Here is a 23,523-nt window from a genome sequence, read left to right on the forward strand (position 1 = left end):
TTTATCCGCGAGCCGCTTCAAAGCGTTCAGCGTAGAGGATGGCGAATTGGTTCATGGCGTCCTTCCAATCCTTGGCCGCCCGTCCCCAGTCGGCCGTAATGTTGCGCAAGGCCAGCCAGATCAGCTTGCTGGCAGCATCGTCGCTCGGGAAATGGCCACGCGTCTTGAGGATCTTGCGCAGTCGGGCGTTGATGCTCTCGATGGCATTGGTCGTGTAGATCACCCGGCGGATGGCGGGCGGGAAGGCAAAGAAGGGAATCACCCGGTCCCAGGCCCGCCGCCAGGCGGCGACCACGGTCGGGAATTTCTCACCCCAGAGGCCTTGCTCGAACGCGTCGAGTTCGGCCAGCGCGGCTTCGGCGCTGGGCGCGGTGTAGATCGGCTTGATCGCTGCCGCCAGTGCCTTACGGTCCTTCCAACTCGCGTAGTCGAGGCTGTTGCGAATCAGATGCACGATACAGGTCTGCAGCGTGGTCGCTGGGAAAACGGCGGCCAAGGCCTCGGGCATGCCCTTCAGGCCGTCGGTGACGGCGATCAGGATGTCGACCACACCGCGCGTCTTGAGGTCATTGAAGACCTTCATCCAGAACTTGGCGCCCTCGGTGTTCTCGATCCACAACCCGAGGATGTCGCGCGTGCCGTCTGGCAGAACAGCCAAGGCCAGGTAGATCGCCTTGTTGCGGACCACCGCCTCCTCGCGAATCTTGACCCGCAGAGCATCGAAGAACACCACCGGATACATGGCTTCGAGCGGGCGTGACTGCCAGGCGGTGACCTCGGCCATCACCGCATCGGTGACTGAACTGATGAATTCCGGTGAAACCTCGGTGCCGTACTGCTCGGCCAGGAAGCCCTGAATCTCGCGCACCGTCATGCCCCGGGCGTACATGGCCACGATCTTGTCATCGAAACCGGTGAAGCGCCGCTCGTGCTTAGGGATAAGCAGGGGTTCGAAGCTGCCCTGACGGTCGCGCGGGATGTCGATCCGAAGCGGCCCGTCTTCGGTCAGCACCGTCTTGCCGGTCACCCCGTTGCGGTGATTGCCCACCTCGCCGGGCTTGTCGGCGCCGGGTGGGTAACCCAGGTGATGGCTGAGTTCGGCGCCCAGTGCACGTTCGATCAGCGCCTTCTTGAACGCCATCGAGGCGGCATTGATCGCCTCGGCGTCCATCGGGCCACTGACCATCTGGTCTATGAGTTCTTTCGGAATGCTGGGCAGCGCCGCTGCCGGTTTCTTCTTGCTCGTCTTGCTTGGCATACATGCTCCTTAACAACATGTTATGCCTCACACACAAAATTTCTGACAGGCTCATCAGGCCCGGACTTAAAACTGACTCTGTCTCCCTTAGAAAGGACCTCCATATCTGGAAGCTGGGACTTAAGCGCTTCATAGGCAAGGTTGCCAATACTAAGACTAGTATATTCGTAGCGTCGTGAATCGGAAAGGAGAAGAATAAGATACCCAATGTGCACAGAAAATGTGTAAGCTGCTATCTCAGTGCTAACGTTATCAAGCACACTTGAATGCTGAAACACAACCGGCTCATATCGGTCGATCTGGTGCCATATGTATTCGAAATCGCGCGCTTCGCCCTGCTGGCAGACCGATTCGGCAAGTTCTTTCTCTATGTCCTTAAGTCGAAGTTCGGCTTCCAATCTTGCCACTCGTTCTTTTTGGATTGCATCGGTGACGGTCCTTTGCAGGAAGGAACGCCAAATTTCGGCGACGACGCGCGGCAATATTTCACAATAATTCGCTTCACTCCACTCAGGCATTTGCAATACCTGTAGATCGTATCTAAGTTCCGTGCGAAGGAACGACTCAGAAACATAAGGCAAGAAGGCGACATAGTTATTTTGAAGCTTACGAAGGATTCCAACGTCAATTTCTTTTTTTACAACAGCAGAAGTAACGGAATGATGTGTGAGATAGGCTAGGACAGCGTCGCAGGTCGGTATGCCATCCTCGAATATCGCATCAAGCCACGGTTGGCCATGCCTGATCTCGTAATCGTCAAGCCAAGGCTCAATTGGGCATTTGCGAAGATCGTTAGCTATACGATCGATGAAATTCACATCCTTCTTCGAATGAGAGAGAAACACGCGCGGTTTATTCAGTCTTTCCTTCATATCGTCCAAGCGAAGATAACAGTTGGGATCGTGGCCCATAGAAATATCTGCACATGGGCCGCACAGTTCAAAAATACAAATATGGCTACAAGACGGGCTTCGTTTGCCAACGATGCGCTTCCCTTCGTTCAGCACATCCTACTCCGTCCCGCTCAACCACTCCTAGGCGTTTCCATCTTCCGAACCAACTCGCTCCAGGGCTCGTCGCACTCTTACCAGCTGTTCTCTTGTTTGCTTCTTCGGGGTGACTCTTGGGCTAGCTGCATCCTTAACCCATGAGAGCGGCCACGAATGGAGGAAACGCTTGTCCGCCGCTAAGGCGGCAGTTCGATGTTGGCGTTATAATCCCGCGCTTTCAATCTTCGACCTATCGACATGGCGGACCCGTTGAACACCCTCACCCGCGACGTATCCACCTTCCAGGGCCTGATTCTGGCCTTGCAGGAATACTGGGGCGCGCAAGGCTGCGCGATACTCCAACCGCTCGATCTGGAAGTGGGCGCCGGCACCTTCCACCCCTCGACCTTTTTGCGCTCCATAGGGCCCGAGCCCTGGAACGCGGCCTACGTTCAGCCTTCGCGCCGGCCTACCGACGGGCGCTACGGCGAGAACCCCAACCGCCTGCAGCATTACTACCAGTTCCAGGTGTTGATGAAGCCCTCGCCCGCCGACATCCAGGAACTCTATCTGGGATCGCTGCGCTTCCTGGGACTGGACCTGTTGGAGCACGACATCCGCTTCGTCGAGGACAACTGGGAATCGCCGACGCTCGGCGCCTGGGGCTTGGGCTGGGAAGTCTGGCTGAACGGCATGGAGGTGACCCAGTTCACCTATTTCCAGCAAGTGGGCGGCTTGGACTGCCGGCCGGTCAGCGGCGAGATCACCTACGGCCTGGAGCGCATCGCCATGTATCTGCAAGGCAAGGAAAGCGTCTACGACCTGGTGTGGACGCGAGGCCCCCAAGGTGACGTCACCTACGGCGACGTCTACCACCAGAACGAGGTGGAGATGTCGGCCTACAACTTCGAGCACGCGCCCACCGCCTTCCTGTTCCAGTGTTTCGACACCTACGAAAACGAATGCCGACAATTGATCGCGCAAGACCTGCCCCTGCCCGCCTACGAAATGGTGTTGAAAGCCTCCCACTCCTTCAATCTGCTGGACGCGCGCCGCGCCATCTCGGTCACGGAGCGCCAGCGTTACATCCTGCGCGTGCGCGACCTGGCCAAGTCCGTGGCCGAGGCCTATTACCAGCGCCGTGAAAGCCTGGGCTTCCCCATGCTGGCGAACAAGGAGGCCGCTCATGGCTGAGACCCGCGACCTGCTGTTCGAACTCGGCACGGAAGAACTGCCGCCGAAATCGCTGCTGAACCTGTCTCGCGCGCTGCAGACCGGTGTCGAATCCGGGCTACAGAAGGCCGGGCTGGCGCATGGCGGCATCGTGTCCTACGCCACCCCGCGCCGTCTGGCATTTCATGTGAAGGATTTGGTGACCAGCCAGCCCGACCAGGTGGTCGAAAAACGCGGGCCGGCCTTGAATGTCGCCTATCAGGCGGACGGCTCGCTCAGCAAAGCGGCCGAAGGCTTCGTGCGCAGCTGCGGCGCCACGCCGGATAAGCTCATCGTGCTCAAGACCGACAAGGGCGAATGGCTGGGCTTCAAGCAGGAAGTCAAAGGCGCACGCACGGCGGAACTGGTGCCCGACATCATCCGCCAGGCCTTGGCCGCCCTGCCCATCGCCAAGCGCATGCGGTGGGGTGCCGGGGTGGCCGAATTCGTCCGCCCCGCGCATTGGATCATCCTGCTGTTCGGCAGCGAGGTGATCGACGCATCCATACTCGACTTGCCGACCGGACGCACCACGCGCGGCCACCGCTTTCACCATGCGGACACCATCGAACTGGCCAACCCCGTCGACTATGCCGAAAAGCTGCGGGCCGCCCGGGTGATCGCCACTTACGGCGAGCGCCAGGAGCAAATCCGCGCGCTCGCCGAGCAGGCCGCCGCCGGCGTGGGCGGTACGGCGCATATCGAGGCCGACTTGCTGGAAGAAGTCGCCGCCCTGGTGGAATGGCCGGTCCCGGTGCTGGGCAATTTCGAGGAGCGCTATCTGGCCCTGCCGGCGGAAGTGCTCATCACCACCATGCAGGAAAACCAGAAATATTTCCCGGTGAAGAACGCCCAGGGTGGCCTGCTGCCACACTTCATCACCTTCAGCAACGTGGACAGCAAGAACCTGGCAACCGTGCGTTCCGGCAACGAGCGCGTGGTGCGCCCGCGTTTGTCCGACGCCGAATTCTTCTGGAACCAGGACCGCAAGCAGACGCTGGAAGACCGGGTGCCAAATCTGGCCAACATCACCTTCCAGAAGACCCTGGGCTCGCTGCTGGACAAGACCCACCGCGTGCAACGCTTGGCCGCCCTGATCGCGGAGCGGCTGGAGGTAGAAAGCGCCTGGGTGCAACGTGCCGCGCTGCTGGCCAAGGCCGATCTGTTGAGCGAAATGGTGGGCGAATTCACCAACCTGCAGGGCACCATGGGCCGTTATTACGCCCTGGCCGAAGGCGAACCCGAGGACATCGCCGCCGCGATCGAGGAACAATATCTGCCCAAGGTTTCCGGCGGCGCCTTGCCCACGACGCAAACCGGGCAAATCCTGGCCTTGGCGGAGAAGATCGACACCCTGGCCGGCATCTTCTCGGCTGGGCTCATACCGAGCGGCGACAAAGACCCTTATGCCCTGCGCCGCGCCGCGCTCGGCGCCATCCGCATCCTCATCGAATGCGGTCTGGACCTGGATTTGCCGGAACTGCTAAGCGCGGCGCTGGAAGCCCTGCACCATGACTTCGATCGCGCTGCCACCCACGATGCCGTGTTGGGTTTCATCCTGGATCGCCTGAAGGGCTACTGCCTGGATCGCGGCATCAGCCACGACGAGTTCGACGCCGTGCTGTCGGTCCAACCGCCCAGGCTGCTGGATTTCGAATCGCGCCTGAAGGCGGTGCAGGCCTTCCGCAAGCTGCCCGAAGCGGAAAGTTTGGCGGCGGCCAATAAGCGCATCCGCAACATCCTGAAGAAATCGGAAGAGGAAATCGTCGCCAACGTGGAAGACCAGGCCCTGGTCGAACCTCAGGAGAAAGCCTTGCTGCAGGCCGCCCGCGACGCCAAGGAAGACGTGCTGCCGCAGCTGCGCGAACGGGATTACACCGAGGCGCTGAAACGGCTGGCCGGCCTGAGGGACACCGTGGACGCCTTCTTCGACCGGGTCATGGTGAACTGCGAGGACGCCGAGTTGCGCAAGAACCGGCTGGGCCTGCTGGCCATCGTGGAAGGACTGTTCCTGGAAATCGCAGACATTTCCCGGTTGCAGTGAGGGGGTCTATCCACCTGTCATGAAAAAGGGGGCGCACGCCCCCTATTTCCAGCCTCGCTTGCCGTAGTCACTCGACGACGTCGTGCCCGCGCTCTGCCATGCAGTCGATGAACGCGCGCTTGAACCGGCTGTCCACGACCTGATCTTCATCGTCACCCAATACCACCCGGGCGCGGGACGCCGCCTTGGTCTTCTTGCTCGCCGACCTTTCGGCCAATTCTCTGCATTCCCGCTCGTCCTGCGGCACTCGAAACGCATTGGGATCCCTGTAGGTATCTATAACCGGCCGATAGCCTCCGAAATGTATGCACCCCGTCGCGATAAGCGCGGTGGCCATTACGGCGAATACGACCGAAACCATTTTCGTCATGGAAATCTTAATCCTGGTGTTGGTGATGGAATCTGGCGACACCGCCTGTGCGCGGTTTGCAGCGAAACTATAACAAAGTGGCGAAAGCCCGCGGAACAGCGGTGTATTTCAATTTTCGTCTTCATGCGCTCGCCATTAACCCCAGGGCGACGGGCGCCCGCCTGTCGGATATGCTTATGGCCGATACGCCGCCATCCCGGCTCCGCCATTCGCGAGGCAGCCTTTGATACGCTTAGCCAATCTGAACGACCTGGGCAGCCTGGTCGAGATCGAAAACCGCTGTTTCGATACCGACCGCATCTCCCGCCGCAACTTTCGCCATCTGCTCACCAAGGCCAACGCGGCAACACTGCTGGACGAGCGCGACGGCAAAGCGCTGGGCTATGCCATGCTGCTGTTCAACACCGGTACTTCGCTGGCGCGCCTTTACTCCATCGCCGTGGCCCCTGAGCACAAAGGGAGCGGCGTGGGGCGCCGGTTGGCGGAGGCGTGCGAGCGGCTGGTACTGGAGCGCGACTGCGTGAGTCTCAGGCTGGAAATCAGACGCGACAACACCGCTTCCTTACGCCTGTTCGAGAAACTCGGCTACCGCTACCTGGCGACCGTGCCCGACTATTACGAAGACCATGCCGACGCCCTGCGTTTCGAGAAGCACCTCGCCCCGCATCTGCAGCCGGAACTGGTCCGCGTGCCTTATTACCAGCAAACACTGGACTTCACCTGCGGCCCCGCCTCACTGATGATGGCCATGCAGGCATTGGATCCCGAATTGAATCTGGACCGCAAGCTGGAATTGCGCATCTGGCGCGAATCAACCACCGTGTTCATGACATCCGGCCATGGCGGCTGCGGACCCTACGGCCTGGCCTTGTCGGCTTTCCACCGCGGCTTCGAGGTGGCGGTTCACCTGAACGACGACGGCACCCTGTTTTCCCACTCGGTGCGCGACCCGGAAAAAAAGGTGGTAATGCAGCTGGTCCAGGAGGATTTCGTCGAGGAACTCAGCCAACTGCCGGTCAAGATCGTCTATGGCACCCTCAATGCCGCCGACCTGCAGGCCGAGATGGAACAAGGCGGCATACCAGTGGTGCTGATCAGTTCCTACCGCATCTATCAGGAAAAATTTCCTCACTGGGTCGTGGTCACGGGCTACGATGAACGCTATTTCTACGTGCACGACCCCTACGTCGACAACGGCGCGGGCAAGACCCTGACCGATTGCGTCAACATGCCCATACTCAAGAAAGACTTCCAGCGCATGGCGCGCTATGGCAAGACCGGCCAGAAGGCCGTGCTCATACTCAAACGCAAACCCTCAAAACGACGCGCATCGCGCACTTAATCTCCCGACCTCCAGCGCTTCATGGCCACCCCTATCGTCATTGTCGATCAGTTGAAAGACTGGCAGCCCGAATTTCCCCAAGTCACTCTGGTTACGGCCAAGGACTATCTGTCCCAGCCCACCTATCTGAAAAGCCGGGATTACCGGGTCATCAACCTGTGCCGTAGCTACCGCTACCTTAGCAGCGGGTATTTCTGTTCCATGCTGGCCGAACCGAGGCATCACAAGGTGATCCCTTCGGTCAAGACCCTTACCCATCTCAACAGCAAGCCGATCTACGCCTTGGATGTGGAAGATCTGGACGAAGCCATACAGCGGAGTTTGAAGACCAGAAAATCGAATCCCGGCGAATCGCTGGAGTTGCATATCTTCTTCGGACGCTGCGTGGACCCGGCATTGCAGGATCTGGCGCGGCAGATATTCGACGTCTTTCGCTGCCCCTTGCTCAAGGTGGAATTCGGCTACGCGGGAAAATGGCACATCGAACGAGTCCGCCCGCTGCACCTGAACGGCTGGCTCACGCCGGAGGAGAAAGCCTTGTTCGCCACGGCCCTGCAAGATTACATCGGCAAGCCTTGGCGCAAGCCCCGCCCCCGCAGCCAGCTCCGCTACGACCTGGCCATTTTGCACAACCCCAGTGAGCTGCAGCCGCCTTCCAATGCGCAAGCGCTGAAGAAATTCATCCGTATCGGCAAGAAACTGGGGGTCGAGGTCGACTTGATCGAGAAAAAGGATTATGTGCGCCTGGCGGAATACGATGGTCTGTTTATCCGCGAGACCACCAAGGTCGATCATCACACCTACCGCTTCGCCAAAAAGGCCCAATCGGAAGGCATGGCGGTCATCGACGATCCGGACTCCATCCTGAAATGCTCGAATAAGATCTACCTGGCCGAACTGCTGGCCGCAAATCACATCCCGGCACCCCGCACCCGCATACTCTGCAAGGGCTCGGTCGAACCGCTGCCGGACGACATCGGTTTTCCCGTGGTCCTGAAAATACCGGACGGCGCGTTCTCGCGCGGCGTGGTCAAGGCCAACGACCCGGACGAATTCCGCCGTCATTGCGAAACCTTGTTCCGCGAGACTTATCTGATCCTGGCCCAGGAGTTCCTCTATACGCCCTTCGACTGGCGCATCGGCATACTCCACGGCCAGCCCTTGTACGCCTGCCAATACTTCATGTCCCGCAAACACTGGCAGGTGGTCAAGCGCTCGGACTCCGGCCGCACCGAGGAAGGCGGCTTCAAGACCTGGCCGATCGATGCGGTGCCCAAGCCGGTTTTGGATGCCGCCGTCGACCTCGCCCGTCTCATCGGTGACAGTCTTTACGGAGTCGATATCAAACAGACCGAGCACGGTGTCTTTATCATCGAAATCAACGATAATCCCAATATCGATGCCGGCATCGAAGATAATGTACTGGGCGACCGCCTTTACGAAGCCATCTTGTCGGAACTGGTCAGGCGGATGGAAGCGGCGCGGACTGCTTGACCGCACTCGGCTCGTTTGCCATACCCCGAGTACCCGACTTTGCGGCGCGTGATAATTGAATGAACACTAGAGGTTGACGGAATCAGTTTGGCTTCATAAAATGGGCGTCTGGTTTGGCGACGTAGCTAGAAGCTGGCTCAGCCGGGGTATAGCGCAGTCTGGTAGCGCGTCTGCTTTGGGAGCAGAATGTCGGGGGTTCGAATCCCTCTACCCCGACCACGAAGCGCTTGTAGCTCAGCCGGATAGAGCATCGGCCTTCTAAGCCGAGGGTCGCAGGTTCGAGTCCTGCCAAGCGCGCCATAACCGATTTATCACTGGTGACCGTAGTTCAGTTGGTAGAGCACCGGATTGTGATTCCGGTTGTCGTGGGTTCGAGCCCCATCGGTCACCCCACCTATTGATTTAGATAGGGCCATTAGCTCAGTTGGTAGAGCAGCGGACTCTTAATCCGTTTGTCGTAGGTTCGACCCCTACATGGCCCACCAAATATCCGAAGGGTTAGACACAGCGTCTAGCCCTTTTTAATTTCAGCCGGGTCGTAAACGGAATCAGGGAGCCTGAGGCAGCCATTTTCACTCTGTTCCTGAGTTTATAATGGTGCCTTTGGATTACTGAACGGCTTTTTTCCACGCTAAGAGTACAAACATGACTGATCTATCGCTCTACAGAAACATTGGTATCTTCGCTCACGTGGATGCCGGCAAGACGACGACGACCGAGCGCATACTGAAGCTCACCGGCAAGATCCACAAGATCGGTGAAGTACACGACGGTGCGGCTACCACAGACTTCATGGAACAAGAGCAAGAGCGCGGCATCACCATTCAGTCGGCTGCGACCACCTGTTTCTGGAAAGACCATCGCTTCAACATCATCGACACGCCCGGCCACGTCGACTTCACCATCGAGGTTTATCGCTCGCTGAAGGTGCTGGACGGCGGTATCGGCGTGTTCTGTGGTTCTGGTGGTGTGGAGCCTCAGTCCGAAACCAACTGGCGCTATGCCAACGACTCGGAAGTGGCCCGCGTCATCTACGTCAACAAGCTGGATCGCACCGGCGCCGATTTCTTCCGCGTGGTGAAGCAGGTCAAGGAAGTGCTGGGTGCTTACCCGTTGGTCATGACCCTGCCCATCGGCCGCGAAGACGAGTTTGTCGGCGTCATCGACTTGCTGACTCGCAAAGCCTGGGTATGGGACAACTCCGGTGATCCAATGAACTACGAGATCAAGGATGTTCCTGCCGAATTGGCCGACGAGGTCGAAAAATGGCGTGCCGACCTGGTTGAAAAAGTCGTCGAGCAAGACGACGACGTCATGGAAAAATATCTCGAAGGCGAAGAGCCCGATGTCGATACGATCAAGCGCCTGGTCCGCAAGGGCACCATTAAGCTGGACTTCTTCCCGACCTTTTGCGGTTCGTCCTTCAAGAACAAGGGCGTTCAGTTGGTATTGGACGCAGTCATCGACTACCTGCCCAACCCGACCGAAGTCAAGCCGCAGCCAGAAGTCGACCTCGAAGGTAACGAGACCGGCAACTTCGCCATCGTTGATCCCGATCGTCCGCTGCGCGCTCTGGCGTTCAAGATCATGGACGACCGCTACGGCGCGTTGACCTTTCTGCGTTTGTACTCCGGCAAGCTGGAAAAGGGCACCACGGTACTCAACACCGCGACCGGCAAGACCGAGCGTATCGGCCGTATCGTGGAGATGCACGCGAACGCTCGCAACGAGTTGGACTCCGCCCAGGCCGGCGATATCGTCGCGGTACTCGGCATGAAGAACGTACAAACCGGCCACACCCTGTGTGACCCGGACAAGCCGGCCACTCTGGAACCGATGGTATTCCCCGACCCCGTCATCTCCATCGCCGTTGCCCCCAAGGACAAGGGCTCTAACGAGAAGATGGGCGTCGCGCTGGGCAAGATGGTCCAGGAAGATCCTTCTTTCCATGTCGAGACCGACCAGGAAAGCGGCGAAACCATCCTCAAGGGCATGGGCGAATTGCACCTCGACATCAAGGTCGACATCCTAAAGCGCACCCATGGCGTGGAGGTAAGTGTGGGCAAGCCTCAGGTAGCTTACCGCGAAAGCATTACCAAGAGTGTCGAGGACGACTACGTTCACAAGAAGCAAACCGGCGGTTCTGGTCAATACGCCAAGATCAACTACACCATCGAGCCGGGCGAACCCGGCACGGGTTTCGTGTTCGAATCGAAGGTGACCGGTGGCAATGTTCCGCGTGAATACTGGCCGGCGGTGGAAAAAGGCTTTAAGGGCATGCTGGACAAGGGCGTTCTGGCCGGCTATCCCTGCGTAGACTTTAAGGTCTCCCTGACCGATGGCGGTTTCCATGCCGTCGACTCATCCGCGATCGCTTTTGAAATCGCGGCTCAGGCTGCCTTCCGTCAGTCCATCCCGAAAGCCGGGCCACAGTTGCTTGAACCCATCATGAAGGTCGACGTTTTCACGCCGGACGCCAACGTGGGCGACGTGATCGGCGACTTGAACCGCCGCCGCGGCATGATCAAGTCGCAGGACGCCGGCATCACGGGCGTACGCGTCAAGGCTGAAGTGCCGCTGAGCGAAATGTTCGGCTACATCGGCGATCTGCGCACCATGACCTCCGGTCGCGGCCAGTTCTCCATGGAGTTCTCGCACTACCTGCCGTGTCCGAAGAACGTATCGGACGAGGTGATCAAGGAAGCCGCCGAGCGTAAGGCCAAGAAATAAGGCCGTCCGCCCATAGGGTGGCGAAATGAAGCCGGCCGGTGTCGAACCGGCCGGCTTTTTTCATTCATCACACCGCAGACGACATAAAAAAAGGCGCAAGCAGCGGCAAGCTGTTTGCGCCTTTTTTCTTATGAGGCAGTCCTAAAAAATATCGCCCAAGGATTTCAGCAACGGTCCCTGCGGCACGGGTTGCGGCTTGGACGGTTGTCCGGGCTGATCGTCCTCTGTCGTATGAACCGGCGTGATCGGCCCGGCCGGCTCCCCCGGAGGGACGGGAATCGCGACACCGGAGGTGGAAGAGATGAGTACGGGTATTCCGCTCGGCTTTTCGATCGCCTGGCGCAAGGCGACACCATCCAGGGCAAACGGGCGTTGCGCGGTCTTTTTCTCGATCAGACCCAGCGCCGTGGACAGCAGTTCGTGGTAGCTGACGCTATCCTCATCCAGCGGTTGGCTGACCTCGATGTAAAGCCGATCCCCCAGCCACCCCAGCTTGACGGGTTGGTTCACCAGTTGCACCGGTGTGCCTACGTTGACCAGGGGAAACAGCTTGGCCACATCCTCCGGATACATGCGGATGCAGCCGTGGGTCACACGCATCCCGATGCCAAATGCCTTGTTCACGTCGGTACCGTGGATCAGATAACCCGGCACCCCCAGTTTCATGGCGAACTGCCCCAAGGGGTTGTTCGGCCCGGCCGGCACGACGTCGGGGAGAAAATCTCCGTCCTTGGCGTGCTCCCGCTTGATCGACTCCGGCGGGCGCCAGACCGGATCCTTGACCTTCTGGATGACCTTGGTGGCACCCAAAGGCGTACGCCAATCCATACGGCCGATACTGATGGGATAGGTAATAACTTGCGCCGGCTCGTTCTTCGCTCCCCCGGTGTAGTAATAAAGCCTCATTTCCGGAATGTTGACCACGATGCCTTTGCGTGGCGCCTCCGGCAGGATGAACCAGCGCGGCAGCAGCACCTTGGCTCCGGCGCCGGGCAGCCAGCGGTCCACCTTAGGGTTGGCCATGACGATCTCGTCCTGGCCGACGCTGAACTCGCGGGCGATGTCGATCAGGGTGTCTTCGTGCCTGGCCGGCGTGTATTTCAATTCACCGATCAGGTCGGAGCCGGGGACCGGCGGGGAAAACACGGCGGCCTGGGCGGACAAAGAAGAGCAAGCCAGGGCCATGCCGGCGCAGAGTCGGCGTATGCTCGATGAAATAGTGGTTTGGGCGTGGCTGGACATGATCTAGGTTTCGCTTCACTTGGTGGAGGTATTCTCGCCGCCGAACAGTTCGAATAAGCGCGGCAGGAAGGCGGCCAGTTCGGCCGACATGATGGAGAAATCCGCATCGAAACGCTGAATGTCGTCGTCGGCCTCCACATCGGCAGCCTGTTCCTGCACCAGGTCGAGGAAACGCAGGCGCTTGACGCCGAGTGTGTCGTCCAGCACGAAGCTTATGCGTTCGTTCCAGCTCAAGGCGAGCTTGCTCACTTCCTTGCCCGCTTCCAGGTGGTTTTGTATTTCCGGCGCCGTCAGATCATGGCGTTTGCAGCGCACGATACCGCCCTCCTCCTCGGTCGAGCGCAACTCGCACTCGCTCTCTATCGTGATGTCCGGCGGGCTGGCGTCTTCGGCCAGCCAGCGCGTCATGACGGCCGCAGGCCGCTCGTTGACAGTCGGCAGGGTCACGGGTAACGACTCCAGAGTGCGCCTGAGCCAGGAGGCCAGTTCCTCGGTTTTCTTGGCGCTCGCAGAGTCCACGATCAGCCAGCCGTTTTTCGCGTCGATGTAGGCGTATTGCCGGCGGGTAAAGCTGAATGCGCGCGGCAGCAAATCGTGAATGATTTCATCCCGCAGCGCGTCACGGTCCTTCTTCCGTAGCGCCGATCCTTTCTGATCTTCGATTTCGGCGACTTTCTCCGCCAGAATTTCGTTGATCACCTGGGCCGGGAGTATCTTTTCTTCCTTTAGCGCGCAAATCATGTAGCAGCCGTTGGCTACGTGGACCAGCGGCGCATCGTCTTTGCCGACGGGCGCCACCCAGCCATAACTCATGGGTTCGAGGCTGCCGCAGGGGCGAAAGCGGCCCGTATCCAGACGTTGTTCAAGCTCTTCCGGAGCGGCCGTGAAAGGCTCGGTGAAACGCAACAAAGCGAGATTTTTGAACCACATAGCGTTCCTTGGTAAAAAGCCGGTAATTATCCGTTTTGACACGACTCGCTGCAACGTCGCTGCCACTTCCGGGTATCGTATGCCTGCCCGAAAACCCCGGCGCTTTACGCCGTAGGCGTATGCGTCACCTGGATTATGGCGGAAATCATGAGTTGCGCCGTGCGTGCTCCGGCGTCGACATGGCCGCGGGCGCGCTCGCCGAGAAATGAGGCACGGCCCTTGCCCGGCAACATGTCGCGGGTGGATTCGGCGGCCGCTTCGGCGATCTTCGTGATCTCCGCCGGGCCGCGATGCTCCCGCAAGGCCTGCGCTACCGGCACCAACACGTCGAGCAGGGTCTTTTCGCCCACATCCGACTTGCCCCTCAGCTTCATCGCCTCCACGCCCTGAGAAAACGCCGTTCCCAGATAAGACGCATCGAATTGCGGACAAGCTTGTTTGGCCATGGCCAGAAACAAGGTTGCATAGAGGGAGCCTGAGGCGCCTCCCACGGCGCTCATCACCGTCATGCCGATCGCGCGCCAGGCGGACGGCCAGTCCATCTCGGCGTAGTCCGCGTTGCGCTGGGCCAGGGCGGCGAGTCCTCGTTGCAGATTGATCAGATGGTCGCCATCGCCGATGGCACTGTCCAGAGCGGTCACTTCCTCGGCCCGCGCATCGAGCGCGGCCCCAACGGCGGCGATAAATTCCGGTATGCAAGCTGGCGTAGTGGTCATCGAAACTTATCCGGGTCGTCTAGGGTAGATAGTCTCAAGCCGCCGAAAAGAAACCGAAATTGGCGGTGAGTCCCGCTCATTTTTCTTTCTTGCGTTCGGCTTCTTCTTCCATGAATTGTTTGAGACGCTCGTCTATCACCGCATTGATGTAGAAACTGTCGCCGGCGAAGTTCCGGGCGATGCGAAGTTGCAGTATGGCCGCCCGCGTCTGCCCGCTCGCGTAGTAATGTTCGGCGAGATAGCGATGCGATTCCGCTTCCTGTCCCAGTGCGCCGTAAGCCTGCGCCAGCAGTTCGTAAATCTCCGCGGTCGGCGTTTCATGCTGGGCATAATCCTGCAGCAGCGCACGGGCCTCCTTCGCGCGGTTCGTGGCCAGCAGGGCCTTGATGTAATTCAGCGTGACCGCCTGGTTGCCCGGAAAGCGCTGCAAGGCCGTTTCGTAGAGTCGAAACGCGGCGTTGTAGTTCTTCAGTTCGTATTCGGCGCGTGCCAATGCGTTAATGAAGTTGGGTAACTCGACATGCCGCGATGCGAGTTGTTGGAGTATTTGTTTACCTTGGCCGAACTGGCCGTCGGCCACCAAGGCCAGGGCCAGTCCGTATTGGGCCACCTCTTGCTGCTGCGCCGTTCCCTGACCGCTCACCGCCTTGAAATAATCGAGCGCCTCTCTTGGTGAGCGGGCGACCTGCACGCGCAATTTGGCGCGTATCAGCTGAAACTGAAAAGAGTCGGGGTACTGCCGGTAAGGGAATTTCTCCGCACGGCTGCGGGTGTCGGAAATACGGGAAACGGTGACGGGATGGGTCAATAGAAATTCAGGCAGGTTACGGCCGGCATAGCGGGTGGATTGCTGCAGACGCTCGAAAAATATCGGCATGGCGCGCGGGTCGAATGTCGACCGCGACAGGGTCTGCATCCCCACCCGGTCGGCTTCTGCCTCGTTGTCGCGGGTGAAGTTGATCTGAAACTGGGTATTGGCAGCCTGCGTCGCCAGAATCGCCGCTTGACCGACCTGTCCGGACCCGGTCGCCGCACCCAGGGCGATGGCGGCCAGCATGGCTGCGGCGGTCGGCAGGGACAAACGGCTGGCCGCCTGATAAGCCTGATACAGGTGACGTTGGGTGACATGCGCAATTTCGTGCGCCATCACGGACGCCAGCTCGCTTTCGGATTCCGAGGCGATGATGAGCCCGGAATTCACTCCGATATAACCGCCGGGACCGGCGAAAGCGTTGATGCTGGCATCGCTGACGACAAAAAAATGGAAGGTTTGCGAAGGATTGTCGCTGTTTCCCGCCAGTTTTTGCCCGATGGTCTGGATGTAGTCGCCGATTTCCGGATCCTGATTGACCTCGACCTCGTTATGCAGGCTACGGAAGAAGGCTTCACCCAACTGCTTCTCCTGCAGGGGAGTGAATAAGGTGCCGGTGGAATCGCCTATTTCTGGCAGATTGATCGTTTTCTGGCCCTGCTTCAGCGGGTCGCTTTCCAAAAACGGCGTGTCGCCAACCCCTCCCGTCGAGCCCTCCGCCGCAATTATTGGATATGGCAGTGCCAATTGGACGACGGTCAGCAATAAAGCCAGGGATCGCTGGTAGGTACTCATCAAAAGCCGGGGGGAGCGTTGAGGATAAGAATTGAGATATGCGACATAATAGCGTGCGCCGAATTTTGAGGTCAGAGCACGCTCAAAGGTTCCCCATGAAATACGCCATACAGGTCAACTATGCGCCATGGCAATCCCAGGGCCTGGAAACTGCCTACCAGTTTATCAAAGCCGCCTTGGCGAGAGGTCATCATATCGTCCGGATTTTCTTCTACCATGACGGCGTACTCAATGCCGGCCTTTGGCAACCCGCCGAGATCCGCCAACGCTGGACCACGCTACACCGGGATCATGGCATCGACATGGTGCTGTGCATTTCTGCTGCGCAGCGGCGCGGCCTGGTAAACCCCGAAGTCGATATGGAAGCCGCATCCGCTTGCGGGATGGTGGAAGGATTCCGGGTGGCCGGTCTCGCCCTCTGGGTCGATGCTTGCTTGCAGTCCGACCGCGTCATGGTGTTCGGATGAGCGGCGCCTCCAAGTCCTTTCTATTCGTATTGAGGCATACGCCGCTGGATGATGGCTGCCGCGCGCGCGAGGTCCTGGATCAAGTCTTCTCGGCGGCCGCTTTCGATCAAACCGTGCGGATACTGCTGCTGGACGACGGCGTCTGGCAATTGCACCCCGGCCAGCCACTCATCACCGGCCACGAGCCGGTCACGCCTCTGTTCTCCGCCCTAAGCTTGTACGACGTCGACACGCCCTGGGTGGAACAGGAGTCCCTCGATGCTCGCGGTCTGAAGGCGGAGCACCTGGTGGTCCCGGCGCGCACCCTGACGCGTAACGAACTGCCGACCTGGGTGGCGACTCACGACATCGTGATAGGCTGCTGATGGCCGTTTTGCACCTGTTATATCGATCGCCCGCGGAGTCTTCGACCTGGTCACAATGCTGGGCGCGGACCGGACGGGAAGACGCGGTTTTGCTCCTGGAGGATGCGGTCTACGCCGTGGCCATGGAACCTACGCTGGAAAAACTGGCCGCAGCCTCGAAGATTTTCATACTGTCGGCCGACCTGGTTGCCCGCGGCGTGCCGAGCTCTTCCCTGCCCCAGGGCGTCGAGACGGTTGATTACGCGGGATTCGTTGAACTGACCGAGCGTTATCCGCTGAGTCTGTCTTGGTCCTAGACATGATCGAAGTCGACGGCGTCGAAGTGCCCACGACCGATTCCGGTTTCTTGCGCGACCACCGCGACTGGACCCCACGAATCGCCGAAGAACTCGCGCGCCGCGAGGGTATCGTATTAAGCGCCGATCACTGGGAGATCGTCCACTTCATTCGCCAGTATTTCGAGCTCTACCAGCATCTGCCCAATGCGCGCATGTTCGTGAAAGCGGTGCAGAAAACCTTGGGCGAGACCAAAGGCAATTCGCGTTACCTGCATAGGCTGTTTCCCGGTAGTGCGGTCAAATTTGCCTGCCTTATAGCCGGTTTACCCAAACCGCCGGGTTGTATCTAAGCGCCGGTGAAGCGCGGGCCGAAATGTTTGTCGGCCCATCATGAAAACGGGCGAGCCCTAATAGGACTCGCCCGTCAGAAGGGTGCGGCGGGTAGGCAATACCCGCCGCGGGCGCGAGGCCCGCTTATTTCTTGATCAGACCCTGATCAACAGCTTCACTGATCTGCTTGCCGATCAGGTTGTTGAAGCTGCTCGTCACTTGCAGCACAACGCCCAGGATCGCCAGAGCCAACCAGCCGAAGAACACGAAGCCGTAGTGCAGCGGCGCTACGAACAACTCTTCCATGAACCAGAAGGTGTGACCCCATTCGTTCAGACCGACGTTCGGCAGAATCATGAAAGGACCGACCACCGTGATCAGGTAGGGCAGAGACAGACCCTGCGACCAGAACGGCAGACGGGTCTTCGCATACAGGAAGGCGCCGAAGCCGGTGATGATGTAGATCGGGTAGCTCAGGTAGAACTCGATGATGTGCGACGGGGTGAAGTCGGTGTCGCGCACGATCGTCTGATGCCAGGTGCCGTCCTGCTCGGTGAAGTAGGAAGCGCCCCAGTAGATGGCCCACGCATAAGCGAACAGCCAGATCAGGTGGGTGAAGTTGCGGCGCAGTTCTTCACGCGGGGTGATGGCGGCCAGGTTGCGGTCGCGGGTCTTCCAGATGTAGCCCCACAGCAGCGATGCGGTGACGATTTCCAGCACGATTTCGATGTACAGGAAGTTCATCCAGTAGGTTTCGAATTCCGGCGCGAAAGAATCCAGACCGGCGGACCAGCCGTAAACGCCTTCGTACCAGCGTACCCACACATAGAAAACGGTGTAGATCGCAAACGCAAAAGTCAGCCACTTGATGTCAAGCAGCGGCTTTTCCTGGGCGGCGACGCCACCAATAGTTGTTGCAGCCATTGAAATTACCTCTTGTTTGGGTTGTAGATCATGCCGATGTTTTGGGGTGGTCACGACGTGGCTCCCTACTCGATCGACGTCGCTATGACCGGGGGCAATCAAGAATAATTCCCGAAAACTTAAAAATAATTTCCGCTACTGGCCTTAAACCCCGAGGATCGGGCGGGATGTTTGCAAGGCCGCGGCTTCCCCGCGATCGCACGCGCCGGTATAGAATGCGGCGTAAATCCGCCCTCATCGCCAGGACCTTCGTATCCAACATGCCAACCGCTTTTCGAAATGTCGCGCTGATCGGTAAACCCGATGCCGAGCGTATCGCGGAAACCCTGCCCGCACTCTACGCCCATCTGCGTCACCGGGGTTTGAACGTCATCGTGGAAAGCGCCTGCGCGAACCTCATCGACGGCGACTGCGAAAACCGTCCGCTCCACGACATGGGCGACGGCAGTGATCTGGCCATCGTCGTGGGCGGCGACGGCAGCCTGCTGAGTGCGGCCCGGATCCTGGCCGAGCACGAGGTGCCTCTGATCGGCGTCAACCTCGGGCGCTTGGGCTTTCTGGTGGACATCTCGCCGCAGATGGCAATCAAGAGCCTGGACGAGATCCTGGACGGCCGCTACCGTGCCGAGGACCGCTTGCTATTGCAGGCCCGCGTCGAACGCAACGGCCGGGTGGTATGCGAGCAGACCGCCGTCAACGAGGTCGTGATCCACAGTTGGAACTCCACCAGCATGATAGAGATTGTGACCTTCATCGACGGTGTCTTTCTCAACTCGCAGCGCTCCGATGGCCTGATCGTCTCCACGCCCACCGGTTCGACCGCGTACGCGCTGTCCGGCGGCGGGCCCATACTTTATCCGACCCTCAATGCCATGGTGCTGGTGCCGATCAATCCCCACTCGCTGACCAACCGTCCTATCGTCATCGATGACGACAGCGTGGTGGAAATCGCCTTTCGGCCGAGCAAGCAATTTCGCGCGCGACTCGCCTGCGACAATGTCCCCCTGCCGGACGTCGAGCCGGAAGACCGCATCCGCATCGCCAGGGCGCCGCGCCCGTTCCGCATCCTGCATCCTTTGAACCACGATTTTTTCGAGATACTCCGCGTCAAGCTCAATTGGAGCAGCGGTTACCGGAGCTGAACATGCTGTGCAATCTGACCATCAAGGATTTGGCCGTGGTCGCCTCGCTCGATCTGAATTTCGAGCCCGGTCTCACGGTATTGACCGGTGAAACGGGGGCCGGCAAATCCATTTTGCTCACCGCATTGGGCCTGGCTCTGGGCGAGCGTGCCGACGCCGGCTATATCCGTCCCGGTGCAAACAAAGCTGAAATCAATCTCGCGTTCGATCTGGCCGATAGCGGGGAAGCCCGCAACTGGCTGTCGGAAAACGACCTGCTCGACGAAGAGGAAACCTGCTTCATACGCCGGGTGGTCAGCCTGGACGGACGTTCCAAGGCCTATATCAACAATCGTCCCGCGACCCTGCAATCGCTGCAGGAGCTCGCGTCAAAACTGGTCGAAATCCACGGCCAGCACGCTCACCTGCATTTGCTGCAAGCCGGCGAGCAGCGCCGCATTTTGGACGAGTCGTCGGGCAACCGGGCCTTGCTGGAACGCCTGGCTGCGGTCTTTGAAAATTGGCGCGTCGTGAACTCCACCCTGGAGGCGGCCGCTCGCCTGGCGCAAGAAGGCGCCGCCCGCGAGGAGCTTTTGCGCTACCAGATCGAGGAAATGGAGCAGCACGACATCGAGTCCCTCGACTATGAGGCCTTGTCCGAAGAACAGACCTTGCAGGCCAACGTAGGCCGAATACTGACGAGCGGACAAGCGCAAGTGGAGTTGCTCTACGACGATGACAGCCATTCGGTCAATGCCCAGCTCAGCCAGGCGGTTCACGCACTCGACGAGTTGGCGCATCTGGCGCCCGAGTTCGGCGAGATTCGGTCTTTGCTTGACGAAGCGAAGATACAGGTCAAGGAGGCTGCCCTGGAATTGCGCCATCGACTGGACAAACTGGAGGCCGACCCCCAGCGGCTGATCTGGCTGGACGACACCTTGGGTCTACTGCATCGTCTGGCACGCAAGCACCAAGTGGCGCCGCAGTCGTTGCGGGAACACCTGGCCGGTTTGCGAGAGGAACTGGACGGCATCGAACACGGATCCGAGCGGGTCGGCGAACTGCAATCCGAGGCCTCGCGCCTCCAAGCCGAGTACCGGCAGTTGGCCGCCGAACTCTCTGCTCGGCGCGCACAAGGGGCCGAGCGCCTGCAAAGCCGCATTTCCGCCATCGTGCGGGAACTGGGCATGCCGCAGGGCGAATTGCGCATACAGGTGCACGCGCTGGCCGACGACACGCCGACACCGCATGGCAGCGACCAGATCGAATTTCTGGTCAGCGCCAATCCCGGCCTGCCGCCGCGCCCCTTGGGCAAGGTTGCATCCGGGGGTGAACTTTCGCGCATCAGCTTGGCGATCCAGGTCGCCGCCACCGACTCCAAGACCACGCCTACCCTGATCTTCGACGAAGTCGATACAGGCATAGGCGGCGGCGTAGCCGAGATCGTCGGCCAGAAGCTGAGGACTCTGGGTAGCGACCGGCAGGTGTTCTGCGTCACTCACCTGCATCAGGTCGCCGCGCAAGGCCATCATCATCTGCTGGTGGAAAAAATCAGCCTCGACGGGCATACGCAAACCGGCGTCCGCGGACTCGGCCCGGACCAGCGCAAGCGCGAAATCGCCCGCATGCTGGGTGGCGTCAAAATCACCGAGCAAACCCTGGCTCACGCCGCCGAATTGCTGGGTCTATCCTGAGCCGTCGCTCCGCCCCGACACAGAGGGCGACGACGATGGCGGATGCTCGCCAATCGGAGACCATCAGGGAACTGGCATGCCGTCTGCTAGACTTTAGCCTGGTCACGCGGGGCGTTATCGATCGCCGAACCCTGACCGGTGCCGGATTCGCACCGCATCGATCTCGGATGCCGGGGCCACGAGCGTCGCGCTTGCCGCTTCGCCAGGACACGCGCATCCCGCCGTTGGCTTAGCCGGCCGATGGTCAATCCCGGCTCGAACCGCCGACGCTCGTGCCCTCGCCCTCGCCGGACTTTGCTATAGTTGCGCTGCGCCGCCATGAAAGGCGGGAAAGCTTATGTTAATTACCATCACCTAGGTGAGATCCATGATTAAGAAACTCTCGGTTGTTTCGGCTGTAATCGCCTCCGCGGTCATCGCTACCGGTTGTGCCACATACGGCGGGTATCAACCGGTTGTCGATACCTACAACGATCCCAACGCTTACCGTCTGCAACAAGACCAGCAGGAATGCCGTATGCTGGCCAAGGAAGCGGGCAGCACGGGCACCGAAAGCCTCAAGGGTGGCGCCGTGGGCGCTCTCGGCGGTGCCGCGGCCGGTGCAGCGATCGGCGCCATCGTGGGCAACCCGGGCACCGGCGCCGCGCTCGGTGCGGCGGCCGGCGGCATCGGCGGTGCGGGTTATCAGGGCGTAGACGCGGATAACCAGTTCAAGCGCGCCTACATCAACTGCCTGCGTAACCGCGGACACAAAGTCGTTAATTAGGTTGCCTGATCTCGTGTATTGACGCGACATTAAGGGGGCGCCCAGCGCCCCCTTAACATTTGTGGAGTTCCTATGCTGTCCCTCGCTCATGCTTTAAAGGCCACCGCCGAACAGTACGGCGCCCAGCCGGCGGTCATCGGCATCGACCGCGTCGTGGATTATGCGTCTTTCGACGTCTCCTCGGATGCCATCGCCACCTCCCTGGTTCGAAACGGCATCGCCAAAGGCGATCGCGTGGCGCTTTATTGCATCAATTGCGCCGAATTCGCTATCGCCTATGCCGGCATCATCAAGGCGGGAGCCGCCGTGGTGCCGCTCAATCTCCTGCAACCCCCCGACGCCTTGGCGTACATCCTCCAGGACTCCGACGCGAAAGGCTTGCTGTTCCATGCGGCATTCGCCGAACAAGCCGGCCACCTGTTGAGCAAGCTAGCCGGCTTGAGCTTTTCGATCAGCATCGGAGCGCGTATTGAAGGCTCACTGGCGTGGGAGGAGGAGGTGAGCACGCCCGTTGCACCGCCCGTGCTCAAATTCGATGCGAACGAGGATCTGGCCGCGATTCTTTACACCTCGGGCACGACCGGCAAGCCCAAAGGCGCGATGCTGACGCATGCCAACCTGCTAGCCAACGTGGACAGCGTGCACAAAGCCATGCAGTGGCGCAGGGCCGGCGATGTGGTGATCGTCGTATTACCGATGTTTCACGCCTTCGCGGCGACGGTCGGCATGTTGGCTCCGCTGTTGTGCGGCAGTGCCATCGTGCCATTACCGAAATTCGACCCGGAAGGCGTCGCCACGGCCATCGCCCGTACCCAGGCGAGCATATTTCTGGGCGTGCCCAGCATGTTCAGCGTGTTGCTGCGGCTGAAGCCCGAGCAAGCCGGCCTGTTTCAATCCCTCAGGTTCTGCGTGTCCGGCGGGGCCTCCTTGCCGGTCGAGATCCTGCGACGTTTCGAAGCCCAGTTCGGCAAGACCATCTACGAGGGTGACGGTCCCACGGAATGTTCGCCGGTCACCTGCGTCAATCCCATAGACGGTTTGGTCAAGCCGGGAACCGTCGGCCTGCCGGTACCGAATGTCGAGATGCGCATCGTGGACGACGAGGGTCGTGAACTGCCCCGCGGCGAGGTGGGTGAAATCGCCGTGCGGGGACCCAACGTGATGAAAGGTTACTGGAAGCTGCCGGAGGCGACGCGCGAGACCTTCCGCGACGGCTGGTTTCTGACCGGCGACCTGGGCACGGAGGATGAAGACGGTTATTTCAGCATCGTGGACCGCAAGAAAGACCTCATCATCGTGAATGGCATGAACGTCTACCCGCGGATCGTGGAAGAGTCGCTCTACCGCATGCCGGGCATACGGGAAGTCGCGGTGGTCGGAGAATTGCACGGCCTGCACGGGGAAATCCCGGTGGCCTTCATCGTACGGGAAGAAGAAGGTCAACCGACTGAAGCCGACATCCGCAACTGGTGCAAGGAACATCTCGGTCGTCATGAGTTCCCGCGCAAATACGTGTTTATCCCAGAACTGCCCAAAAATGCGGCAGGTAAAGTCCTCAAACGCGAACTGCGCAAGCACGGCGAAGTCGAGCGTGGCGTGGTGGGTTTAGAATAAACGCGCCCCTTAGAGCCCGGCACCGTGGGTG

General features: G+C 59.8%; 21 protein-coding genes and 4 tRNA genes. 17 read left to right on the forward strand and 8 right to left on the reverse strand.

The window, feature by feature from the left end; genetic code table 11:
* Position 1: 1 nt before the first annotated feature.
* Positions 2 to 1,258 carry an IS256 family transposase gene (locus tag JWZ97_RS06850; RefSeq protein ID WP_205428540.1) on the reverse strand — a complete coding sequence of 419 codons (1,257 nt, stop codon included), beginning with the start codon at positions 1,256 to 1,258 and terminating at the stop codon, positions 2 to 4.
* A gap of 20 nt (positions 1,259 to 1,278) precedes the next feature.
* Entirely contained in the window at positions 1,279 to 2,265 is a 987-nt protein-coding gene (locus JWZ97_RS06855) for a toll/interleukin-1 receptor domain-containing protein (protein ID WP_205434041.1), read from the reverse strand.
* Between the two features lie 240 nt (positions 2,266 to 2,505).
* Here JWZ97_RS06855 and glyQ point away from each other — a divergent pair, with 240 nt between their 5' ends.
* Both glyQ and glyS read left to right on the forward strand, forming a co-directional pair.
* Positions 2,506 to 3,441 (forward strand): glycine--tRNA ligase subunit alpha, encoded by a 936-nt coding sequence (gene glyQ / locus JWZ97_RS06860; protein WP_205434042.1) that lies wholly within the window; start codon positions 2,506 to 2,508, stop codon positions 3,439 to 3,441.
* Positions 3,434 to 5,503 (forward strand): glycine--tRNA ligase subunit beta, encoded by a 2,070-nt coding sequence (gene glyS / locus JWZ97_RS06865; RefSeq protein ID WP_205434043.1) that lies wholly within the window; start codon positions 3,434 to 3,436, stop codon positions 5,501 to 5,503. The genes glyQ and glyS overlap by 8 nt, the downstream gene beginning before the upstream one ends.
* A gap of 67 nt (positions 5,504 to 5,570) precedes the next feature.
* Here glyS and JWZ97_RS06870 read toward each other — a convergent pair whose 3' ends face one another.
* Positions 5,571 to 5,873: a hypothetical protein gene (locus tag JWZ97_RS06870; RefSeq protein WP_205434044.1), complete on the reverse strand. Its 303-nt coding sequence runs from the start codon at positions 5,871 to 5,873 to the stop codon at positions 5,571 to 5,573.
* 223 nt (positions 5,874 to 6,096) lie between these two features.
* Between JWZ97_RS06870 and JWZ97_RS06875 the strand changes: the two genes are divergently transcribed.
* The 7 genes from JWZ97_RS06875 (at position 6,097) to fusA (ending at position 11,439) form a co-directional block, all read left to right on the forward strand.
* The gene (locus JWZ97_RS06875) at positions 6,097 to 7,215 is read left to right on the forward strand and encodes a GNAT family N-acetyltransferase/peptidase C39 family protein (protein ID WP_205434045.1); all 1,119 of its coding nucleotides are present in this window, start codon (positions 6,097 to 6,099) and stop codon (positions 7,213 to 7,215) included.
* A 21-nt stretch (positions 7,216 to 7,236) separates the two neighbouring features.
* Positions 7,237 to 8,709: a RimK family protein gene (locus JWZ97_RS06880; protein WP_205434046.1), complete on the forward strand. Its 1,473-nt coding sequence runs from the start codon at positions 7,237 to 7,239 to the stop codon at positions 8,707 to 8,709.
* Positions 8,710 to 8,851: 142 nt separating this feature from the next.
* Positions 8,852 to 8,928 (forward strand) — tRNA-Pro (locus JWZ97_RS06885).
* A 4-nt stretch (positions 8,929 to 8,932) separates the two neighbouring features.
* A tRNA-Arg gene (locus tag JWZ97_RS06890) sits at positions 8,933 to 9,009 on the forward strand.
* A gap of 17 nt (positions 9,010 to 9,026) precedes the next feature.
* A tRNA-His gene (locus JWZ97_RS06895) sits at positions 9,027 to 9,102 on the forward strand.
* A 16-nt stretch (positions 9,103 to 9,118) separates the two neighbouring features.
* Positions 9,119 to 9,194: transfer RNA gene (locus JWZ97_RS06900), tRNA-Lys, on the forward strand.
* 160 nt (positions 9,195 to 9,354) lie between these two features.
* A complete protein-coding gene (gene fusA / locus JWZ97_RS06905) occupies positions 9,355 to 11,439 on the forward strand; it encodes an elongation factor G (RefSeq protein ID WP_205434047.1) in 2,085 nt (694 codons plus the stop codon).
* Between the two features lie 141 nt (positions 11,440 to 11,580).
* Here the strand turns inward: fusA and JWZ97_RS06910 are convergent, their stop codons facing one another.
* The 4 genes from JWZ97_RS06910 to JWZ97_RS06925 form a co-directional block, all read right to left on the reverse strand.
* Positions 11,581 to 12,681, reverse strand: coding sequence for a L,D-transpeptidase family protein (locus JWZ97_RS06910; RefSeq protein ID WP_240342519.1), 1,101 nt, complete (start codon positions 12,679 to 12,681; stop codon positions 11,581 to 11,583).
* Between the two features lie 15 nt (positions 12,682 to 12,696).
* Positions 12,697 to 13,611 carry a recombination-associated protein RdgC gene (rdgC, locus tag JWZ97_RS06915; RefSeq protein WP_205434048.1) on the reverse strand — a complete coding sequence of 305 codons (915 nt, stop codon included), beginning with the start codon at positions 13,609 to 13,611 and terminating at the stop codon, positions 12,697 to 12,699.
* Positions 13,612 to 13,715: 104 nt separating this feature from the next.
* Entirely contained in the window at positions 13,716 to 14,327 is a 612-nt protein-coding gene (dhaL, locus tag JWZ97_RS06920; RefSeq protein ID WP_205434049.1) for a dihydroxyacetone kinase subunit DhaL, read from the reverse strand.
* Positions 14,328 to 14,403: 76 nt separating this feature from the next.
* Positions 14,404 to 15,933 carry a M48 family metalloprotease gene (locus tag JWZ97_RS06925; protein WP_205434050.1) on the reverse strand — a complete coding sequence of 510 codons (1,530 nt, stop codon included), beginning with the start codon at positions 15,931 to 15,933 and terminating at the stop codon, positions 14,404 to 14,406.
* 95 nt (positions 15,934 to 16,028) lie between these two features.
* Between JWZ97_RS06925 and tusD the strand changes: the two genes are divergently transcribed.
* Genes tusD through JWZ97_RS06945 form a run of 4 tightly spaced genes read left to right on the forward strand, consistent with a single transcriptional unit; the run spans position 16,029 to position 17,393 of the window.
* A complete protein-coding gene (gene tusD / locus JWZ97_RS06930; RefSeq protein WP_205434051.1) occupies positions 16,029 to 16,400 on the forward strand; it encodes a sulfurtransferase complex subunit TusD in 372 nt (123 codons plus the stop codon).
* The gene (locus JWZ97_RS06935) at positions 16,397 to 16,765 is read left to right on the forward strand and encodes a DsrE family protein (protein ID WP_205434052.1); all 369 of its coding nucleotides are present in this window, start codon (positions 16,397 to 16,399) and stop codon (positions 16,763 to 16,765) included. The genes tusD and JWZ97_RS06935 overlap by 4 nt, the downstream gene beginning before the upstream one ends.
* Entirely contained in the window at positions 16,765 to 17,061 is a 297-nt protein-coding gene (gene tusB / locus JWZ97_RS06940) for a sulfurtransferase complex subunit TusB (protein ID WP_205434053.1), read from the forward strand. The genes JWZ97_RS06935 and tusB overlap by 1 nt, the downstream gene beginning before the upstream one ends.
* Positions 17,062 to 17,063: 2 nt before the next feature.
* Positions 17,064 to 17,393, forward strand: a complete 330-nt coding sequence (locus JWZ97_RS06945; RefSeq protein WP_205434054.1) for a TusE/DsrC/DsvC family sulfur relay protein — start codon at positions 17,064 to 17,066, stop codon at positions 17,391 to 17,393.
* Positions 17,394 to 17,517: 124 nt separating this feature from the next.
* Here JWZ97_RS06945 and amoC read toward each other — a convergent pair whose 3' ends face one another.
* Positions 17,518 to 18,297: a bacterial ammonia monooxygenase, subunit AmoC gene (amoC, locus tag JWZ97_RS06950; protein WP_205434055.1), complete on the reverse strand. Its 780-nt coding sequence runs from the start codon at positions 18,295 to 18,297 to the stop codon at positions 17,518 to 17,520.
* Between the two features lie 260 nt (positions 18,298 to 18,557).
* Between amoC and JWZ97_RS06955 the strand changes: the two genes are divergently transcribed.
* The 4 genes from JWZ97_RS06955 to JWZ97_RS06970 all read left to right on the forward strand — a co-directional run bounded on the left by JWZ97_RS06955 (position 18,558) and on the right by JWZ97_RS06970 (position 23,492).
* The gene (locus JWZ97_RS06955; RefSeq protein ID WP_205434056.1) at positions 18,558 to 19,439 is read left to right on the forward strand and encodes an NAD(+) kinase; all 882 of its coding nucleotides are present in this window, start codon (positions 18,558 to 18,560) and stop codon (positions 19,437 to 19,439) included.
* Positions 19,440 to 19,441: 2 nt separating this feature from the next.
* The gene (gene recN, locus JWZ97_RS06960; RefSeq protein ID WP_205434057.1) at positions 19,442 to 21,112 is read left to right on the forward strand and encodes a DNA repair protein RecN; all 1,671 of its coding nucleotides are present in this window, start codon (positions 19,442 to 19,444) and stop codon (positions 21,110 to 21,112) included.
* A gap of 367 nt (positions 21,113 to 21,479) precedes the next feature.
* Complete coding sequence (locus tag JWZ97_RS06965; protein ID WP_205434058.1) at positions 21,480 to 21,878, forward strand: glycine zipper family protein; 399 nt, start codon at positions 21,480 to 21,482, stop codon at positions 21,876 to 21,878.
* Positions 21,879 to 21,950: 72 nt separating this feature from the next.
* The gene (locus JWZ97_RS06970; protein WP_205434059.1) at positions 21,951 to 23,492 is read left to right on the forward strand and encodes a long-chain fatty acid--CoA ligase; all 1,542 of its coding nucleotides are present in this window, start codon (positions 21,951 to 21,953) and stop codon (positions 23,490 to 23,492) included.
* Positions 23,493 to 23,523: the final 31 nt, after the last annotated feature.

It is taken from the genome of Methylococcus sp. EFPC2 (assembly GCF_016925495.1).
Lineage (GTDB): Bacteria > Pseudomonadota > Gammaproteobacteria > Methylococcales > Methylococcaceae > EFPC2.

Coding starts and splice junctions, on each gene's coding strand:
- JWZ97_RS06850 (WP_205428540.1), bottom strand. CDS start 1,258: ATGCCAAGCAAGACGAGCAAGAAGAAACCGGCAGCGGCGCTGCCCAGC.
- glyQ (WP_205434042.1), top strand. CDS start 2,506: ATGGCGGACCCGTTGAACACCCTCACCCGCGACGTATCCACCTTCCAG.
- glyS (WP_205434043.1), top strand. CDS start 3,434: ATGGCTGAGACCCGCGACCTGCTGTTCGAACTCGGCACGGAAGAACTG.
- JWZ97_RS06870 (WP_205434044.1), bottom strand. CDS start 5,873: ATGACGAAAATGGTTTCGGTCGTATTCGCCGTAATGGCCACCGCGCTT.
- JWZ97_RS06880 (WP_205434046.1), top strand. CDS start 7,237: ATGGCCACCCCTATCGTCATTGTCGATCAGTTGAAAGACTGGCAGCCC.
- fusA (WP_205434047.1), top strand. CDS start 9,355: ATGACTGATCTATCGCTCTACAGAAACATTGGTATCTTCGCTCACGTG.
- JWZ97_RS06910 (WP_240342519.1), bottom strand. CDS start 12,681: ATGTCCAGCCACGCCCAAACCACTATTTCATCGAGCATACGCCGACTC.
- rdgC (WP_205434048.1), bottom strand. CDS start 13,611: ATGTGGTTCAAAAATCTCGCTTTGTTGCGTTTCACCGAGCCTTTCACG.
- dhaL (WP_205434049.1), bottom strand. CDS start 14,327: ATGACCACTACGCCAGCTTGCATACCGGAATTTATCGCCGCCGTTGGG.
- JWZ97_RS06925 (WP_205434050.1), bottom strand. CDS start 15,933: ATGAGTACCTACCAGCGATCCCTGGCTTTATTGCTGACCGTCGTCCAA.
- tusD (WP_205434051.1), top strand. CDS start 16,029: ATGAAATACGCCATACAGGTCAACTATGCGCCATGGCAATCCCAGGGC.
- JWZ97_RS06935 (WP_205434052.1), top strand. CDS start 16,397: ATGAGCGGCGCCTCCAAGTCCTTTCTATTCGTATTGAGGCATACGCCG.
- tusB (WP_205434053.1), top strand. CDS start 16,765: ATGGCCGTTTTGCACCTGTTATATCGATCGCCCGCGGAGTCTTCGACC.
- JWZ97_RS06945 (WP_205434054.1), top strand. CDS start 17,064: ATGATCGAAGTCGACGGCGTCGAAGTGCCCACGACCGATTCCGGTTTC.
- amoC (WP_205434055.1), bottom strand. CDS start 18,297: ATGGCTGCAACAACTATTGGTGGCGTCGCCGCCCAGGAAAAGCCGCTG.
- JWZ97_RS06955 (WP_205434056.1), top strand. CDS start 18,558: ATGCCAACCGCTTTTCGAAATGTCGCGCTGATCGGTAAACCCGATGCC.
- recN (WP_205434057.1), top strand. CDS start 19,442: ATGCTGTGCAATCTGACCATCAAGGATTTGGCCGTGGTCGCCTCGCTC.
- JWZ97_RS06965 (WP_205434058.1), top strand. CDS start 21,480: ATGATTAAGAAACTCTCGGTTGTTTCGGCTGTAATCGCCTCCGCGGTC.
- JWZ97_RS06970 (WP_205434059.1), top strand. CDS start 21,951: ATGCTGTCCCTCGCTCATGCTTTAAAGGCCACCGCCGAACAGTACGGC.